We start from the raw sequence: 17,845 nt of genomic DNA on the forward strand, positions 1-17,845 counted from the left end.
CGGGTCTCCAGGGTACACACAGTACGAACGTTTCAAACGTCCGTTTTATCGTTGGGTGCGTATGGTATGCCAGACCGAGGCCTTTGAAACACAATGGCCCTCAGAAAATTGCCGATTCCCCCAATATCCGGGGTGGACACCCTGCCTGTGTCGTGAAGGATTCCTCAGTCTGTCACTTGCTGCCCCGCGCGGGCGAGCATTCTCCCTTGGGCAGGCGGATACCCCAGACGACCGGCACCACGCCTTTGACCTGCCTGGGCGGGATCAGCACCATGTCGGGCGAGTGGATGACATCCGGCGGCAACTCCTGGGCCAGATGGCGCATGACCACGCTGCCCCGGGCTTGTATGTCGTCGGCGTTGATCCAGGGGCTGTCGCGGTAGTTGCCCTCCTGCAGCACGGCTGGAAAGCCTTGCCCGAAGGCCGAGACCTGCCCACCTTCGAAAAATGGGGCATCCAGATAACGCAAGGCGCAGCCGGGTGCAGCGTGCTGCCAATCCGCCGCAACGCGGTCAGCCAACTCACGCGCCGGATAGCCCTGCACCGCGCCGGGTGCGTGTAGCCGCGCACCGGCGGGCGAGGCGGCTACCAGGAACGAAATGCACTGGATGGCGACGACCGTCAGCACCAGGCCGCGCAGAGGCGCCTTCTCAACATAGGCCCCGAACCAGGCGACCAATGCAAACGACGCGAACTGGAAGGTCTGGACGCCCCACTGCGCGTGCAATTTGGAGCCGCCGAAGATGCCCACGGCCAGCACAAAAGCCAGGGGCACGAGGAGCAGGCCTTCGACCCAGGCCCGCACGGGCGTGGCGCTGGCCGTTGACCCACTGGCGCTCGCCTGCGTGGCGTCTCGCCCATATGCTCGCGCCACCCAGACCAGCAAGGCCACCAGCGCCGGGGCCAGCATGCGCAACTCGGAAACCACGAACTGCCCCAAGCGCATGGACTCACCTTCGCCCGCACCGCTGCCCAGTTGATGGGTGGCGTATTCAAGCGCGTTGGTGTGGCCGGTTGCCATCCACCACAAGGGCGGCGCACACACCACCGCGCCCAGCACGATGGCCATGGCCAGGCCCTTGCGCGAAGCCAGCGATTCCAGGCTGCCACTGCGCCACAGCGCCCACAACACCCCGACCAGCGGGACCACGGCCTGCAATTTGGTGGACATGGCCAGGCCAGCCGCCAGACCTGCGGCAGCCCAACTGCCCTGCTCGTTGCGCCGAGCCGCACGGGCGGCGAAGTACACCGCCATCGCCACGGTCATCACCAGCACGGTGTTGTGGTTGTAGATCCATGCGCGCCAGCCAAACGGTTGCTGCAAGCCCCACAAGCCGGCCACGCACAAAGCCAGGCTTGGCGACATCAACTCGCGGGCAGCCAGGTACGTGAACACACCCGTGAGGCCGATGCACACGGCAGACAAGCCATACAGCGTGGCGGGCTTGGCGGGCAACACCGTTTGGGCCAGCAGGAACAACCAGGTCGGCAGCGGCGGGTGCTTGGGGTAGCCCAGCTGCCAGGCGTGAGCCCAGACGAACTGCTCGGCCATGTCGTGGTGCAAGGCCGTGTGCAAATGCGCCGACAGTGCCACCCAGGCCGCAACGAGCGCGAAGATGCACAAGGACACCAGCCAAGGACGGCCCCAGGCGGAATCGAAGGGGTCGGTTACGGAGGGGCTAACCGCGCCAGGGGAATGGAATGTACTTGGCATGGGCGGGAGTCTAAACGCGCTAAAGTCCGCCCATCTGAGTTAAACGAACAGCGAGCGAGACACCTCCCCATGGCCACCATCCTGTACCTCACCCAGATCCAGTTCGAGTTTGGCGCGATCAAGCTGCTGGCGTCGGAATGCGAGCGCGTCGGCATGCGCCGCCCCATGATCGTGACCGATGCCGGTGTGCGTGCCGCGGGCGTCCTGCAAAAGGCGCTGGACGCGGTCAAGGACCTGCCGGTGACCGTGTTCGACCAGACCCCCCCCAACCCGACGGAAGCCGCCGTGCGCGCAGCGCATGAGGTCTGGCAGGCCAACCAGTGTGATGGCCTGATCGCCGTGGGCGGCGGCTCCAGCATCGACCTGGCCAAGGGCCTGGCCATCATGGCCACGCACCCAGGCCCGTTGAAGACTTACGCCACCATCGAAGGTGGCTCGCCCAAGATCACGGCGCAGGCCGCACCGCTGATTGCCGTGCCCACCACCGCCGGCACCGGCAGCGAAGTGGCGCGTGGCGCCATCGTGATCGTGGACGACGGCCGCAAGCTGGGCTTCCACTCGTGGAACCTGATGCCCAAGGCAGCGATTTGCGACCCCGAGCTGACGCTGGGCCTGCCCCCTTCGCTCACGGCGGCCACCGGCATGGACGCCATCGCGCACTGCATGGAAACCTTCATGGCGCCCGCCTTCAACCCGCCCGCTGACGGCATCGCGCTGGACGGCCTGGAGCGCGCCTGGCACCACATCGAGCGCGCCACAAAAGACGGCAGCGACCGCGAGGCACGCCTGAACATGATGAGCGCCTCCATGCAAGGCGCCATGGCCTTCCAGAAAGGCCTGGGCGCCGTACACAGCCTGAGCCACAGCCTGGGTGGCGTGAACCCCAAGCTGCACCACGGCACGCTCAACGCGATGTTCCTGCCCGAGGTGATCAAGTTCAACGCGGCAGCCGAGTCCATCCAGAAGGAACGCCGCCTGGAACGCATGGCGCATGCCATGGGCCTCAAGGGCGCGGCCGACATCCCTGAAGCCATTCGCGACATGAACGCGCGCCTGGGCTTGCCAACGGGCCTGGCCGAACTGGGTGTGCAGCGTGAGTGGTTCGAGAAGATCGTGACCGGCGCGATGGCCGATCACTGCCACAAGACCAACCCGCGCATCGCCACGGCGGACGATTACATGGACTTGCTGTCGGCCTCGATGTGACCGTGCTGGGCGCCTTGATCGGTGGCCGTGCCAGGCATTGAATCACCCGGCTGCAAACGGGTCACCATGACCTGGTCGATCTTGTAGCTGTCCACGTCCAGCACCTCGAAGCGCAAGCCGCCCCAGAACACGGTGTCCGTGCGCCTGGGGATGCGCCGCAGCATCACCATCAGGAAACCGGCCAGGGTCTCGTAGTCTTCCTGGTGCGGCAGGCTGTCCAGGTCGAGCGCGCGCAGCACGTCTTCGATGGGCGTGACGCCGTCGATCAGCCAGGAGTTGGCGTCTCGCTGCACGATCTGCTCTTCGTCCAGCGGCGCCATCAGGCTGCCCATCACCGTGCTCATCACATCGTTGATGGTGATGATGCCCACGACCAGGCTGTATTCGTTGACGATGACGGCAAAGTCTTCATAGGCCTGGCGGAACTGGGCCAGCATCTCCGACAAGGTGAGGCGGTCGGGCACCATCAGCACCTTCTTGATCAGCCCCTCCGAATTGAGCGCGATCGACTGGTTTTTCAGCACCCGGCTGAGCAGATCCTTGGAGTCCACATAGCCCACCACATGGTCGATGTCGCCGTCGCAGACCAGGTAGGTGGAGTGCGGGTACTGGTCGATGCGCGCACGGATCAGGGCTTCGCTGTCGTCCAGCAGGAAGTGGATGATGCTGTCTCGAGCGGTCATGGAGCTGGTGACCAGGCGGGTGTCCAGCTCGATCACGTTTTCGATCACGCGGTGCTCGGCGCCAGCCAGCACACCGGCGTCGGCACCGGCCTGGGCCATGGCGAGGATGTCATCGGGGGTGACGGCGTCGTCGCGCCGGTCAGGCAAACCAAGCAGCTTGAACAGGCCATCGGTGAGGCGCTTGAACAGCCATACCACGGGCTTGAGCAGCGTCAGCACAGCGTGCATGGGCCCCACCACGCGCACGGCCACCTGCTCGGGCGCACTCATGCCCAGGCGCTTGGGAAACAGGTCGGCCAACAGGATGAACAGGCTGGTGACCAGCACGAAGGACGCCACCGCACTCAAGGTCTCGGCGTGAGACTGTGGCAATTGCAGGCGCAGCAGCAGGGGCTGGATCAAGGGGGCGAAGGCGCCCTCGCCCACCACACCGCCCAGGATGGCCACCGTGTTCATGCCAATCTGGATCGCCGTGAAGAAATCGCCGGGTTCTTCCTGCACGTTCAGCACGCGCTGGGCACGCGCATCACCCAGGTCGGCCATCTGGCGCAGACGCAGGCGGCGCGCCGCGGCCACGGCAAGCTCGGAGATGGAGAAGAACGCGCTGGCTGCGATCAAGCCGGCGATCAGCAGGAGGCTGGCAATCGGGTCCATGGGCACAGTGTAGCGAGGTGGCTCACAGTGGTTTGAGCTGATCCGCGGGGCAGCCTTGCTGCAGCCAGGCTTGCCATTCGTCGGCCAGTACGGCGGCGCGGGCCACGGCTTCGGTCCAGGCCTGGACGCGCTGCTCGTAGTTCAGGCGCTTGAAGTCATTGCGATCAGGCAGCTTGCCGCCGGGCAGCGTGGCCACCCATTGCGGGTTGGGCGCCAGCAGCACCATGTTGTCCAGCCAGGGGCTGGCGCGGTGGCGCCACTTCAGGGCCTTGTCGAGCCAGCCGGGCACAACCTGGCGCTGAAAGTGCGGATACAGCACCAGCCCTTTGTCCATGGCCGAGTAGTGCCAGTGGAAGTGGTAGTCCACGATGCCGCCGTCCCAATGGGACCCACGCACGGCGCCGGGGATGTCGTTGACCGCCTCCAGCATGAAGGGGATGCTGCAGGAGGCCAGCATGGCGGGCATGAAGTTGGCCTGATCCAGCTCCACACGGCCTGTGGGCAGGTCGTTCAAAGGCACGGGCAAAGGCTCGCCGCGCGTTGAAAAAACCGTGCGCTCCAGAAACAGGCCAACTGCCTTTCTGGTCAGGGCATTGCCCAGCGCCAGGCCGGTGAAACCCAGTGCCGTGCGCGATGGCGAACCGCGTCGCAACACCTGCCGACCGCGCGAGGTCAGGATGTGCAACTGGTAGCGCGGGTGGTGCAACATGCCCTCCACGCTGTCGCCAAAGAAGGACTTGAGCGTATCGGTGAAGCCCGCCGTGATGCGCTGCGCAGAAGGCATCTTGCGCCCCACCTCGGGCTCGATGTTCTGCTGGATGTAGCCATAGGCCAGATCCTTGAAGGCCTGCAAGGGGTCGGCCATCGCCGCGGTAGCCATGCGCCAGGCGCCGATGGAAGCGCCCACCAGGTGCACGGTGTGCCCGCCCTGAGGCAGCCATTGCCCGAACAGGTGCTGATCCAGGTGGTTGAGGATCAGGCCCTTGGGGCCGCCTGCGGCAGCCGGGACCAGACGCACGTCTTGCGGGCTCAGGCCGTTGGCCTCGATGTGCCGGCGCGCGCGCTCGCCAGCATGGATGTGCAATGCCTTCATGGACACAGAGAATAGCCCAGCCTCCATGGCCTTGGCGCATGGGATGAGCAAGCCATGAGGTGTCAGGCGGTGCCGATGCCAAGCCATGCACGCGCCGCGTGCGACATGTAGCGATCAGGCACCCAGATGTGGCCAACACGCCAGGCAAGATCGCGGGCGTGCAAGGGCTTGACCACCACCGCACTCGGCAGGCGCTGCCGCGTCAGCAGAGGCTCGGGCAACAAGGCCGTGCCCATACCTGCCATGGCCATGGACAGCAGGAAATCCCACTGGCCGCTCTGGGCGATGACCTCGGGCTGCACGCCGGCCTCATCAAACGCATCACGCAAACGGCGCGTCAGAGCGTAGTCGTCGCCCAGCATGACCACGGGCTGCTGGTGCAAGGCGGCCAGGCCGGGGCGCTTGAGCCTAGCCCAAGGCGCGTCAGGCGAACCCACCAGGCAGATCTGGTAACGCCCCATTTCATGGGAGGCGAGGCCCTCGCCTGGCTCGGTGGGCAGCACGGTCACGCCGAGTTCCAGCTCACCGCTGCGCACACGTTGCTCGATGACTTGCCCACCCGCTTCCACGATGTTCAGCTTCACATGCGGATAGCGTGCCTTGTAGCGCTGGATGAGCGGCGGGAAGAAGATGTTCACCATGGGCGGGATGCCGATCGTCAACTCGCCCCGGGCGATATCAGACAGATCCGCCACGTCGCGGTTCAAACGCTGCACGACGGCCAGCGCTTCTTGAGCGCGCTCGAACACGATCTGGCCGGCATCGGTCAGCCGCACCGTGCGGCCCTCCCGGATCAGCAGCGCCTGCCCGACTTCATCTTCCAGCTGGCGCACCATCTTGCTCACGGTGGACTGCGTGACGTACAGGTGCGATGCCGCCGTCGTGAAGCTGCGTTGGCGGGCGGTTTCCACGAAATAGCGCAAGGCCCTCAGGTCCATGGTCGGGCTCCTTAACGTATGAATTTTATGAATGCAAAGCATGAATATAAGTCGCAGCACGAATGCATGCCGATTTCTATACTTGTCCGCGAATAACGCCCCTCAAACAGGTAGCCGCGCTCACCGACCGCTACCACCGCTCGTGGAGACCACATGTACGAAGACCGAATCCGCCTGGCCAGCTTGCGCAACAAGGTGATGTCCGCCCACGACGCGGCCGAACTGTTCGAAAACGGCATGACGGTGGGCATGAGCGGCTTCACGCGGGCGGGTGACTGCAAGGCCGTGCCCCTGGCGCTGGCAGACCGGGCTCGCCAGGAGCACCTGCAGATCACGCTGATGACAGGCGCCTCGCTGGGCAACGACACGGACAAGACCCTGACCGAGGCCAATGCCATCTCGCGCCGCCTGCCCTTCCAGGTCGATGCCACGCTGCGCCAGAAGATCAACGCGGGCGAAGTGATGTTCCTGGATCAGCACTTGTCTGAAACCGTGGAGCAGCTGCGCAGCAAACAGTTGCCTGGCGTGGACATCGCGGTGATCGAAGCCACGGCCATCACGGAAAACGGCGCCATCGTGCCGACGACTTCGGTGGGAAACTCGGCCAGCTTCGCCATCCTCGCCAAGAAGGTGATCGTCGAGATCAACCTGAAGATGCCGACGCAGCTCGAAGGCCTGCATGACATCTTCATCCCCACCTATCGCCCGCACCGCCAGCCCATCCCGCTGATCTCGCCGGAGCAGCGCATTGGCGTGCCGTACATCGCGATCGACCCGGCCAAGATCGCCGCCATCGTGATCACCGAGAAGGCAGACAGCCCCTCCAATGTGCTGCCACCGGATGCCGAAACGCAGGCCATCGCGGGTCACCTCGACGAGTTCCTGCGCAACGAGGTGCGCGTCGGGCGCCTGTCGGCCTCGCTGCAGCCGCTGCAATCGGGCATCGGCACGATTTCCAATGCGGTGCTGCACGGCCTGATCGACTCGCCCTTCCGGGACATCCGCATGTACTCCGAGGTGCTGCAAGACAGCGCCATCGAGTTGCTGGACAGCGGGCGCATGACCTTCGCGTCGGCTTCGTCCATCACCTTGTCCAAGCCGACGTACGAGCGCGTGCTCAACCACATCAATGACTACAAGCCGCGCCTGGTGCTGCGCCCACAGGAGATCAGCAACCACCCCGAGGTGATCCGCCGCCTGGGCCTGATCACCATCAACACGGCGCTGGAGTTCGACATTTATGGCAACGTGAACTCCACGCACGTGAGCGGCACGCACATGATGAACGGCATTGGCGGTTCGGGCGACTTTGCGCGCAATGCCCACCTGTCGGTGTTCGTGACCAAGTCGATCGCCAAGGGTGGTGCCATTTCAAGCGTGGTGCCCATGGTTTCCCACGTGGACCATACCGAGCACGATGTGGACGTGCTGGTGACCGAGCATGGCCTGGCCGATCTGCGGGGCCTGGCGCCGCGCGAGCGGGCGGTGGAGATCATTCGCCACTGCGCAGACCCCGCCTACCGAGGCGCCCTGGAAGACTATTTCACCACCGCCTGCCGCCTGGGTGGACACACGCCCCACATCCTCACGGAAGCGCTGGCCTGGCACGCACGGTTCAACGAATGCGGCACGATGCAGGCGCGCTGAGCTTGCGCTGAGGATGCGCTGAAGGCGCATGTCAAGCGGGCTTTACCTTGAACCTCGGCGCAAGCCGGGGTGACATGCCAGAATCGGGTGACACCAGGGCAAGAAGGCCCTCAAGCAGCACCCGTCATGAGCAATTCGACCCGCCGCCCGATCAACATTCCCATCCGCGTTGAAGCGCCGGTGCAGCGTGAACACCATCACGCGGAACACCAGCACAGTGGCGACGCGTGCTGCTCACATGAGCACGATCACGGGCACGAACATGGACATGCGCACGCGCAAGAAATCGACTGCTGCGTGCCCGGCGATTTGCTGACGCCGGCGTCGCCCCCACAAGCGGCCCCCGAGGGCGCCAGCAAGGTCCGGTTCCGCATCGACAAGATGGACTGCCCGACCGAGGAGCGGCTCATCCGCAACCGGCTGGAGCCCATGACGGGCGTGATCCGGCTGGACTTCAACCTGCTGGCGCGCGAACTCACCGTTTTTCATGAACTGGAAGGCACGGCCAAGCTGGAGGCCGCGCTGACCGAACTCGACATGGCGCCCCGCCTGCTCGAAGCCGGGCAAGTCGCCGCGCCCTTGCCTGAGGCCCTGCCGCTTCATGCCCGGTTGCAACTGGGCGCAGCGGGCCTGGCGGCACTGGGCGCCGAGGCGCTGCACTGGCACATGGGTGAGGAACAGACCTGGGGCGTCGCCTTGCTGGCCGGGCTGGCCGTGGCCCTCGCCGGTGGCCCCACCCTCAAGAAGGGCTGGATCGCGCTGCGGCACCTCACACTCAACATCTACTTCCTGATGACGCTGGCGGTCGCTGGCGCCGTGCTGATTGGCAACTGGTCCGAGGCGGCCATGGTGATCGTGCTGTTTGCGATTGCCGAAGCCATTGAAGCGCTGTCGCTGGAGCGAGCACGCAAGGCCGTGCACGCCTTGAGCGCCCTCGCGCCGGATACCGCCATGGTGTGGCGTCAGTCGCGCTGGCAAAACAGCGAGGTTGGGCACATTGCCGAGGGGGACATGATCATGGTGCGAACCGGCGAGCGCATCGCGCTGGACGCACGCGTGATCAAAGGCCATGCCAGCGTCAACCAGGCGCCGATCACCGGCGAGAGCATGCCCGTGGACAAGCAGCCTGGTGACACGGTGTACGCCGGCACCATCGTGTCGGATGGCGTCATCGAAGCACAGGTCACGGCCACAGCCGGGCACAGCACCCTGGCGCGCATCGCCTCGGCCATCCAGGAAGCGCAGGCCCAACGCGCACCCACCCAGCGTTTCGTGGATCAGTTCGCGCGCTATTACACGCCCGCCGTGGTCGTGCTGGCCGCTCTGGTCGCGCTGCTGGGGCCGTGGTTGATCGGTGGCGGAGCCCATCACTGGGTCTACCAGGCACTGGTGTTGCTGGTCATCGCCTGCCCATGCGCGCTGGTGGTGTCCACACCGGTCACGGTGGTCAGCGGCCTGGCGAATGCGGCCCGCCAAGGCATCCTCGTCAAAGGGGGCGTGCACCTGGAGCAAGGCCGCCTGATCAAGGCCGTGGCGCTGGACAAGACGGGCACCCTGACCAAGGGGCAGCCTGTGCTCACTGACGTGGTGCCGCTTCAGCGCATGAACGCGCAGCACGCTTTGCGCGTGGCTGCCAGCCTGGAGCAGCGCAGCAGCCACCCCATCGCGCAAGCCCTGGTCGAGGCATGGCGCGAGCGTGATCCACATGGCGCCTTGTGGCCTGTGGATCAGTTCAGCGTGCTGCCTGGGCTGGGTGTCAAAGGGCGGCTGCAGGATCAGGACTGGCAACTGGGCAACCACCGCCTGGTGGAAGACCTGGGCCTGTGCTCGCCAGAACTGGAAGCCCGGCTGGAAACCCTGGAGCTGCAAGGCAAGACCGCCTTTGTGCTGATGGACAGCCAGGGGCCGACGGCCGTGCTGACCATGGCTGACACGCCCCGCCCCGAGAGCCGCCGCGCCATGGAGGCGCTCAAGCAATTGGGCGTGCGGGCCGTGATGCTCACCGGCGACAACCAGGCCACGGCCCAGCACATCGCGCAGCAACTTGGCATCGAAGACGTGCGCGGCAACATGCTGCCGGCCGACAAGCTCAAGGCCATTGAAGAGCTAGCACAAACGCACGGCCCCGTGGCCATGGTGGGCGACGGCGTCAACGACGCCCCTGCCCTGGCGCGCGCCACCGTGGGCATCGCCATGGGCGCCGCAGGCACGGCCACCGCGCTTGAAACGGCGGATGTCGCCATCATGGACGACGACCCGCTCAAGGTAGCCCAGTTCATCCGCCTGAGCCAGGCCACCAGCCAAGTGCTCAAGCAGAACATCGCGCTGGCGCTGGGCATCAAGGCCGTCTTCCTGGCCCTGGCGCTGGCCGGTCAGGCCACCTTGTGGATGGCGGTGTTCGCTGACATGGGCGCCAGCCTGCTGGTGGTGTTCAACGGTTTGAGGCTGTTGCGCGCCAGAGCCTGAAAACAAAAGCGCCCGGTTGTAGCCGGGCGCTTCCACTGCTGCATGCTCAGGCGCCTCAAGCCGCCCGGCTCAGCTCATCGCTTGGGCTGCAACTTCGCAAACGCCGCCGCCATGGCGGATTGCCCCTGGGGCTGAGGTGCGCCGCGCCCTGCCCCACCACCACTGCGCTCGTTGCGCGCCGCCGGCTTGAAGCTGTTGTCTCGCGCGCCACCAGCGGCCTTCTGGCCCGTGGGGGCATCGAGCTTCATGGTCAGCGAGATGCGCTGGCGAGCCAGGTCCACCTCGATCACCTTGACCTTGACGATGTCACCCGTCTTGACCACCTCGCGCGCGTCACTGACGAACTTGTTGGCCAGCTGGCTCACGTGGACCAGACCGTCCTGGTGCACGCCCAGGTCCACGAAGGCGCCGAACTGCGCCACGTTGCTGACCGTGCCCTCCAGCACCATGCCTTCCTTGAGGTCCTTGATGTCTTCCACGCCATCGTTGAAGCGGGCCACCTTGAAGTCGGGGCGCGGGTCGCGACCGGGCTTTTCCAGCTCACCGATGATGTCCTTGACCGTGATTACGCCAAACTTGTCGTCGGCAAACAGCTCGGGTTTGAGCGTGCGCAGCACGTCGCTCTTGCCGATCAGCTCGCTGGCGCTCTTGCCGGTAGAGGTCAGCATCTTTTCGACCACCGGGTAGGTCTCGGGGTGCACGCCCGAGATGTCCAGCGGGTTGTCGCCATCGCGGATGCGCAGGAAGCCGGCCGCCTGCTCGAAGGTCTTGGCGCCCAGGCCAGCCACATCCATCAGCTGCTTGCGGTTCTTGAAAGCACCGTTGGCATCACGCCAGCGCACGATGCTGTTGGCCACGGCCGAGCTCAGGCCCGACACGCGTGACAGCAGCGGCGCCGAGGCGGTGTTCAGGTCCACGCCCACGGAGTTCACGCAGTCTTCGACCACGGCGTCCAGCGTGCGCGCCAGCTCGCTCTGGTTGACGTCATGCTGGTACTGGCCCACACCAATGCTCTTGGGGTCGATCTTGACCAACTCGGCCAGCGGGTCTTGCAGACGGCGGGCAATGGACACGGCACCACGCAAGCTCACGTCCAGCTCGGGCAGCTCCTTGCTGGCGAACTCGGAGGCCGAGTACACCGAGGCACCGGCTTCGGACACCACCACCTTCTCGATGGGCGTGCCCGGTGCCATCTGCTGGATGCGTTTGATCAGGTCGGCGGCCAGCTTGTCGGTTTCGCGACTGGCCGTGCCATTGCCAATGGCGATCAGGTTGACGCCATGCGCCGCACACAGGCGGCCCAGCGTGTGGATGGAGCCTTCCCAGTCCTTGCGCGGCTCGTGCGGGTAGACGGTGGAGGTATCCAGCACCTTGCCGGTGTCGCTCACCACGGCCACCTTCACACCGGTGCGGATGCCGGGGTCCAGGCCCATCACCACGCGCTTGCCGGCGGGTGCGGCCAGCAACAGGTCACGCAGGTTTTCAGCAAACACCTTGATGGCGGTGGCTTCAGCCGCCTCGCGCAAGCGGGTGAACAGGTCGCGCTCCAGGCTCAAGGAGAGTTTGACCTTCCAGGTCCAGGCGATGCATTTGCGGATCAGGTCATCACCCGGGCGCTTCGCATGGCTCCAGCCCAGATGGATGGCGATGCGGCCTTCAGCCATGGTCGGTTTGCCGGGCACCACTTCTTCGTCCAGCACCAGCTTGGCGTCCAGGATCTCTTGCGTGCGGCCACGGAACACGGCCAGCGCGCGGTGCGAAGGCACGGTGCGGATGGGCTCGTCGTAATCGAAGTAGTCGCGGAACTTGGCCACGTCCGCATTGTTCTCGTCCTTGCCGGCCATCAGCTTGGACTTGAACAGGCCCTCGCTCCACAGCCAGTCGCGCATCTTGCCGATCAGGGCAGCGTCTTCGGCCCAGCGTTCCGAGAGGATGTCGCGCACACCGTCCAGCACGGCGAAGGTGTCGGCAAAGCCGCCATCGGCGTTGATGAAGGCGGCGGCTTCAGCCTGCGGGTCCAGCGTCGGGTCAGCAAACAGCTTGTCGGCCAGCGGCTCCAGGCCGGCTTCTCGGGCGATCATGCCCTTGGTGCGCCGCTTTTGCTTGTAAGGCAGGTACAGGTCTTCCAGCTCCTGCTTGGTGGGCGCGATCTCGATGGCCGCACGCAACTCGGGCGTCAGCTTGCCCTGCTCTTCAATGCTCTTGAGCACGGCCGCGCGGCGGTCTTCCAGCTCGCGCAGGTAACCCAGGCGCGCTTCCAGATCACGCAGCTGCGTGTCGTCCAGGCCGTCCGTGGCCTCTTTGCGGTAACGGGCGATGAACGGCACCGTGGCGCCACCGTCCAGCAGTTGAACAGCGGCATTGACTTGGGCGGGGCGAACGTTCAGCTCGGCCGCCAGTTGCATCAGGATCTTGTCCAAAAGAAAGCCCTCTCAAACGAGACTCAGTGGTTGAGGGGGCGCAGTTTGCCATAGGCCCACGCCGGGGCCGGCGGCCTGGACGGCGAATCAGAGCGAGAAGAAGGACACCGCCTGCTGCAGCTCGATGGCTTGCCCGGACAACTCTTCCGACGTGGCAGCCAGCTCCTCCGAGGCCGCAGCGTTCTGCTGCGTGGCCAGGCTCAGTTGGGCCATCACCCGGTCGATCTGGCCAACCGACTGGTTTTGATCCTGCGAGGCCACCGAGATCTCCTGCACCAACCCGCTGGTTTTCTGGATCGAGGGTACGATTTCATCTAGCAGCTTGCCCGCATGTTCCGCCGTCGACACGCTGCTGGACGCCAGATTGCCGATTTCCCTGGCGGCCTCCTGGCTGCGTTCGGCCAGCTTGCGCACCTCGGCCGCCACCACCGCGAAGCCCTTGCCGTGCTCGCCTGCTCGCGCCGCTTCAATGGCCGCGTTCAAAGCCAGCAAGTTGGTCTGGTAGGCGATGTCGTCGATGATGCCGATCTTCTGGGCGATCTGCTTCATGGCCTGCACGGTCTTGCCCACGGCCTGGCCGCCGTCCACAGCTTCCTTGCTGGCCTTGGCGGCAATGCCATCGGTGATGGTGGCGTTGTCCCGGTTCTGGGCAATGGAGGTGGCCATGGCCCCAATCGAGGTTGAGACCGCATCCACCGACGTGGCCTGCTCGCTCGCGGAGATCGACAAGGACTGCGCCGTGCTGCTGACCTGATTGGCGGCGCTCGTCAAGGCCAGCGAGGCGGCATGCACCTGGCTGAGCACGCCAGAGAGCTTGTCGCAACTGGCATTGGCGTCCAGCTTGACCTGGTTGAAGACGCCCTGGGCATCTCGCGTGATGCGCTGGCGCAGGTCACCCGAGGCCAGCCCACTGAAGATGCGGCCGATGTCGAAGAAGATGTCGGCGTTGGTTTCCATCAAGGCGTTCACGCCGGCGCACATGGCAGCGATCGGGCCGCTCTTGCCCTCCAGCGAGATGCGTTTGGACAAATCCCCGTTCTGGGCGGCAGCCGTCACCTGCTGGGCTTGCTCGACGGCGTCACGCAGCATGTTGGCGGCCTTGACCTCGGCCGTCACGTCGGTGGCGTACTTGACGACCTTGAACGGCTTGCCATTCATGTCCATGATCGGGTTGTAGGAGGCCTGGATCCAGACCTCCTTGCGGTTCTTGCCAAACCGCTTGTACTGCCCGGCGTCGTACTCGCCCCGCCCCAGCTTTTCCCAGAAGCGTTGGTATTCAGGGCTGTCACGGTAGGCAGGGTCCACGAACATGGCGTGATGCTGCCCCTTGATATCGGCCAGCGTATAGCCCATCACCGCCAGAAAATTGTCATTGGCCCACAGCACGCATCCGTCCAGCCCGAATTCGATCACGGCTTGCGCCTTGCTGATGGCGGCAAGCTGCCCCTCGAAATCGGCATTGCGCAGCTTCGCCGCGGTGATGTCGGTCGCGTACTTGACCACTTTGACGGGGCGTCCGTTGGTGCCGATGATGGGGTTGTAGGAGGCCTGAATCCAGACCTCCTTCCCACCCTTGCCCACGCGCTTGTATTCACCAGCGTCGAATTCGCCATGGTTGAGCTTGACCCAGAACTGACGGTACTCGGAGGTGTCCGCATAGCCTGGCGCGGCAAACATGCTGTGGTGTCGCCCCTGGATCTCATCCAGCCGGTAACCCATCAGCTTGCAGAAGTTGTCGTTGGCGGTCAGCACCGTGCCGTCGAGGTTGAACTCGATCACCGCTTGCGCGCGGCTGATCGCGGCAATCTGGGCAGCGTGGTCGCTGGCGACATCACGTTGTGCCTGCAGCGCGTCCAGATCGGCGCCGGGTCTGAAGAAAGTCTGCAACCAGCGGGGGCGGGCATTTTGAAGGGCGGCCATGGGGGGACTCCAGGGAGTAGCGTGGTCAACATCAACCCTGCACAAGCAAACTTCGCTGACGGACACGGGGCTTTTTGCGGCAACAGGCAGGTTAGCGGGCCACCTTGAGGACGGCCGGTGAAATAAGCCCGGAAACGGCCCCCTGTCCGGACGACGCAGACGTGGGAGGCCCTGGCCGCGCCGGAACCACGATCAGATCAGGGACAATACGCGGTTCAACCTTCCACCCGACTCCTTTCGCCGCCATGGCCCTGCTGCCCTATTCCCTGCCGAAATCCGTGCTGTTCAACCTGGACCCGGAGGCCGCTCACGAGCTGACCATGGCTGGCCTGGCCCGTTTCCAGAACACGCCCCTGGCTTGCCTGTGGGGCGCCGCCCGCGTGCAGGACCCGGTCGAGGTGGCCGGCATCACTTTCCCCAACCGCATCGGCATGGCCGCGGGCCTGGACAAGAACGGCCGCGTGATCGACGGCCTGGGCGCCATGGGCTTTGGTTTCGTGGAAGTGGGTACCGTGACGCCCAAGGCCCAGCCTGGCAACCCCAAGCCGCGCATGTTCCGCCTGCCCGAGGCCAACGCCCTGATCAACCGCCTGGGCTTCAACAACGAAGGCCTCGACAGCTTCCTGGCCAATGTCAAACGCGCGCAGTTCCGCAGCAAGGGTGGCATCCTCGGCCTGAACATCGGCAAGAACGCCGTCACGCCCATCGAGAACGCGGTGGACGACTACCTGATCTGCCTGGAAGGCGTCTACCCGCACGCGGACTACGTCACCGTCAACATCTCGTCGCCCAACACCAAGAACCTGCGCGCCCTGCAAAGCGACGAGGCGCTGGATGCCCTGCTGGGCCAGTTGCAGGAGCGTCGCCAGGCCATGATCAAGCGCCACGGCCGCACGGTGCCCATGTTCGTGAAGATCGCTCCTGATCTGGATGAAACGCAAGTCGGCGTGATCGCCGCCACGCTGCAGAAAAATGGCATCGATGGCGTGATCGCCACCAACACCACGATCTCGCGCGAGGCCGTCAAGGGCTTGAAGCATGCCGAGGAAACCGGGGGCTTGAGCGGTGCACCCGTTCTGGAAGCCAGCAACCAGGTGATCCGTCAACTGCGTGCGGCCCTGGGCCCGCGTTACCCGATCATCGGTGTGGGTGGCGTGATGAGCGCGGCCGATGCACGCTCCAAGCGCGATGCCGGCGCCGATCTAGTCCAGATCTACACCGGCCTGATCTACAAAGGCCCGGCACTCGTCAAGGAGTGCGCGCAGGCGCTCAAGCTGGGCTGACCACCTTCGCGGACCTGAGGGCTGCGCTGTCCACCAGGCGCGTGGCGTGCTCCAGCGTGAGGGTGCACTCCTTGGCCGTCAGGCCCAGTGCGCGGGCGTAACGCACGTAGACCTGGTGCATGGACTGGGCCGATTTCTGCGGCTCCAGTGACAAGGTCTGGACCATCTCATTGGCCAGGCTGGCCACCACGCGCAAGGTGTCTTCTGGTGTCGTGGGCGTGCGCACCGGCGTGCTGCGGCTCAGCGGCCTGCAGGCGTGCAACAAGCGCTCGTGCATGCCCCAATGTTTCATCACCGAGATGGACAAGTCATCCAGGTTCACACCCAGTACGGCACTGGCCGCCGCCTCGATGCCCATGCCCGGCGTGGGCGTGGTGCTGTCCTCGTCCGCTGGCGGGCCTGGCTGCATCAAGCGCTTGATCTGAGCGGCTTCATCCGGGAAGTGGTAGAGCACCAGCAACCACCCCAGGCGCTGTGACATGGCCGTGATGGAGGCCTCTTCGTCGCTGATGGAAAACGGCGCCATCAGCCGGGCGATGTGGCCCGCCAGGCAGGTCAGCCGCAATTCCTTGTCCAGATCGGCGATGGCCTGTTGCCCGTCCTCGCCTGACAAGCTGGTTTGCGCACCCAAGGCACCAGGCCAGGCACGCACACCGCCCGCGACCTTGCGCAAGCCTTGCTGCCCCAGCAACATGATCGCGCGAGACAAGGTCGTCACGCCGTCGTCCACCGTCTGGCTGCGGTAAGAGGCCACATTGACCGAGCGCAGCATCTCCCAGCACAAGGCCGGGTTCTTGACGATGATGTCGACGAAATCGTCCACACGCAGCGTTTCCTGCGACAGGGTCGCGATCAGCGCACGCTCGGTCTGAGGGCGGCCTGGCAGCGTCCCCACCGCGTTGAGGCGGTCCAGCAGCAAAGCCAGGGGGCCGCCGGTGTCTTCTGCATTGGTCTTGATCCAGCCCTGCAAGGCGCTCAGCAGCGTGCGGGCGTTGAGGTAACGCTGGCGATGCTGCCGGTCGGTGGCGCGGTTGACGATCGCCCGCAGTGTCTCGGGCACCGGGTGCGGTGTCGTCCAGGGCAGGCGCACGATCTCCGTGCCGATGCGGCTGGCGGCGTGGCCCAGGTCCGGGTCGTCCAGCGCAGGGCTGTTGACCAGCAGGCGGTACATCAGCAAGCCGACCATGAGCACATCACGCTCGGCCGCCAGGCGCATCTGCTGGCGGCCATAGGGTGGCCTGGACAGCTCACCTGGCGCCAGTGGTGCGAGGCAGCAACTCAAGCCTGCGACACGGGCGCGGCCAGCCTTGTCGACCAGCAGGTTGTGCAAGGCCAGATCCTGGTGTGCCACGCCGGCTTCGTGGGCATAAGCCAGGCCTTCGAGGATGTCGCACACCATGGTCACCACTTCCAGCGGCGTGGGTGACGGGCCAGAGGACAGGCGTTCGAACAAGGTCACGCTCTGCCCACGTGCGTAGCTCACAAAGGGCCAGCCATCGTGGGATGACACCTCCAGCACATCCGCCAGTTGCGGGTGCTTCAGCCGGGCGCCGGACAGCACTTCCTGCGTCCAGGCATCCCGCTCCCTGTCGTTTTGCGGTTGTGCACGGGGCACGCACAGCAAGACCTCCTGCTGCAGGCGCGGATCGACCGCGAGCCAGGTGCCCGAGGCATGGCTGCGCCCGAGCAACTGCCGCAGCTCGAACCGCCCGAAATATCGGGGCGCCGTGGTCGTAGGGGGCGAGACAGCGGCCATGTGGGTGTGCAGGACTGTGGATCTCCGGGGATGAATGTATCCCCATGTAAACACTTTGATTGCAC

Annotated in this window: 11 protein-coding genes; 4 read left to right on the forward strand and 7 right to left on the reverse strand. The window is 65.2% G+C overall.

Going from position 1 to position 17,845, the window contains the following annotated elements; translation table 11 throughout:
• Nucleotides 1-172: 172 nt before the first annotated feature.
• A complete protein-coding gene (locus JY96_RS01220; protein ID WP_035034258.1) occupies nucleotides 173-1,624 on the reverse strand; it encodes a glycosyltransferase family 39 protein in 1,452 nt (483 codons plus the stop codon).
• Nucleotides 1,625-1,783: 159 nt separating this feature from the next.
• Here JY96_RS01220 and JY96_RS01225 point away from each other — a divergent pair, with 159 nt between their 5' ends.
• Nucleotides 1,784-2,920 carry an iron-containing alcohol dehydrogenase gene (locus JY96_RS01225; RefSeq protein ID WP_035034261.1) on the forward strand — a complete coding sequence of 379 codons (1,137 nt, stop codon included), beginning with the start codon at nucleotides 1,784-1,786 and terminating at the stop codon, nucleotides 2,918-2,920.
• On the opposite strand, the gene JY96_RS01230 is transcribed toward JY96_RS01225, so the two are convergent.
• The 3 genes from JY96_RS01230 to JY96_RS01240 form a co-directional block, all read right to left on the reverse strand.
• Nucleotides 2,890-4,257: a hemolysin family protein gene (locus tag JY96_RS01230; RefSeq protein WP_052162019.1), complete on the reverse strand. Its 1,368-nt coding sequence runs from the start codon at nucleotides 4,255-4,257 to the stop codon at nucleotides 2,890-2,892. The two genes, JY96_RS01225 and JY96_RS01230, sit on opposite strands and share 31 nt — an antisense overlap.
• 22 nt (nucleotides 4,258-4,279) lie before the next feature.
• Nucleotides 4,280-5,350 (reverse strand): phospholipase, encoded by a 1,071-nt coding sequence (locus JY96_RS01235; protein WP_152606327.1) that lies wholly within the window; start codon nucleotides 5,348-5,350, stop codon nucleotides 4,280-4,282.
• Between the two features lie 62 nt (nucleotides 5,351-5,412).
• The gene (locus JY96_RS01240; RefSeq protein WP_035034265.1) at nucleotides 5,413-6,288 is read right to left on the reverse strand and encodes a LysR substrate-binding domain-containing protein; all 876 of its coding nucleotides are present in this window, start codon (nucleotides 6,286-6,288) and stop codon (nucleotides 5,413-5,415) included.
• 153 nt (nucleotides 6,289-6,441) lie between these two features.
• On the opposite strand from JY96_RS01240, the gene JY96_RS01245 reads away from it, so the two are divergent.
• Together JY96_RS01245 and JY96_RS01250 are read left to right on the forward strand one after the other, a co-directional pair.
• Nucleotides 6,442-7,935: an acetyl-CoA hydrolase/transferase family protein gene (locus JY96_RS01245; protein WP_035034268.1), complete on the forward strand. Its 1,494-nt coding sequence runs from the start codon at nucleotides 6,442-6,444 to the stop codon at nucleotides 7,933-7,935.
• Between the two features lie 126 nt (nucleotides 7,936-8,061).
• The gene (locus JY96_RS01250) at nucleotides 8,062-10,401 is read left to right on the forward strand and encodes a heavy metal translocating P-type ATPase (RefSeq protein WP_081960946.1); all 2,340 of its coding nucleotides are present in this window, start codon (nucleotides 8,062-8,064) and stop codon (nucleotides 10,399-10,401) included.
• Nucleotides 10,402-10,475: 74 nt separating this feature from the next.
• On the opposite strand, the gene JY96_RS01255 is transcribed toward JY96_RS01250, so the two are convergent.
• Nucleotides 10,476-12,821 (reverse strand): Tex family protein, encoded by a 2,346-nt coding sequence (locus tag JY96_RS01255; RefSeq protein WP_035034271.1) that lies wholly within the window; start codon nucleotides 12,819-12,821, stop codon nucleotides 10,476-10,478.
• A gap of 87 nt (nucleotides 12,822-12,908) precedes the next feature.
• Nucleotides 12,909-14,741, reverse strand: a complete 1,833-nt coding sequence (locus JY96_RS01260; protein ID WP_052162020.1) for a PAS domain-containing methyl-accepting chemotaxis protein — start codon at nucleotides 14,739-14,741, stop codon at nucleotides 12,909-12,911.
• A 245-nt stretch (nucleotides 14,742-14,986) separates the two neighbouring features.
• On the opposite strand from JY96_RS01260, the gene JY96_RS01265 reads away from it, so the two are divergent.
• Entirely contained in the window at nucleotides 14,987-16,024 is a 1,038-nt protein-coding gene (locus JY96_RS01265; RefSeq protein WP_035034274.1) for a quinone-dependent dihydroorotate dehydrogenase, read from the forward strand.
• Here the strand turns inward: JY96_RS01265 and JY96_RS01270 are convergent.
• Entirely contained in the window at nucleotides 16,011-17,780 is a 1,770-nt protein-coding gene (locus JY96_RS01270) for an HDOD domain-containing protein (RefSeq protein ID WP_052162021.1), read from the reverse strand. The two genes, JY96_RS01265 and JY96_RS01270, sit on opposite strands and share 14 nt — an antisense overlap.
• Between the last annotated feature and the right edge of the window lie 65 nt (nucleotides 17,781-17,845).

Source organism: Aquabacterium sp. NJ1 (assembly GCF_000768065.1).
Lineage (GTDB): Bacteria > Pseudomonadota > Gammaproteobacteria > Burkholderiales > Burkholderiaceae_C > Aquabacterium.

Coding starts and splice junctions, on each gene's coding strand:
- JY96_RS01225 (WP_035034261.1), top strand. CDS start 1,784: ATGGCCACCATCCTGTACCTCACCCAGATCCAGTTCGAGTTTGGCGCG.
- JY96_RS01230 (WP_052162019.1), bottom strand. CDS start 4,257: ATGGACCCGATTGCCAGCCTCCTGCTGATCGCCGGCTTGATCGCAGCC.
- JY96_RS01235 (WP_152606327.1), bottom strand. CDS start 5,350: ATGAAGGCATTGCACATCCATGCTGGCGAGCGCGCGCGCCGGCACATC.
- JY96_RS01240 (WP_035034265.1), bottom strand. CDS start 6,288: ATGGACCTGAGGGCCTTGCGCTATTTCGTGGAAACCGCCCGCCAACGC.
- JY96_RS01245 (WP_035034268.1), top strand. CDS start 6,442: ATGTACGAAGACCGAATCCGCCTGGCCAGCTTGCGCAACAAGGTGATG.
- JY96_RS01250 (WP_081960946.1), top strand. CDS start 8,062: ATGAGCAATTCGACCCGCCGCCCGATCAACATTCCCATCCGCGTTGAA.
- JY96_RS01260 (WP_052162020.1), bottom strand. CDS start 14,741: ATGGCCGCCCTTCAAAATGCCCGCCCCCGCTGGTTGCAGACTTTCTTC.
- JY96_RS01265 (WP_035034274.1), top strand. CDS start 14,987: ATGGCCCTGCTGCCCTATTCCCTGCCGAAATCCGTGCTGTTCAACCTG.
- JY96_RS01270 (WP_052162021.1), bottom strand. CDS start 17,780: ATGGCCGCTGTCTCGCCCCCTACGACCACGGCGCCCCGATATTTCGGG.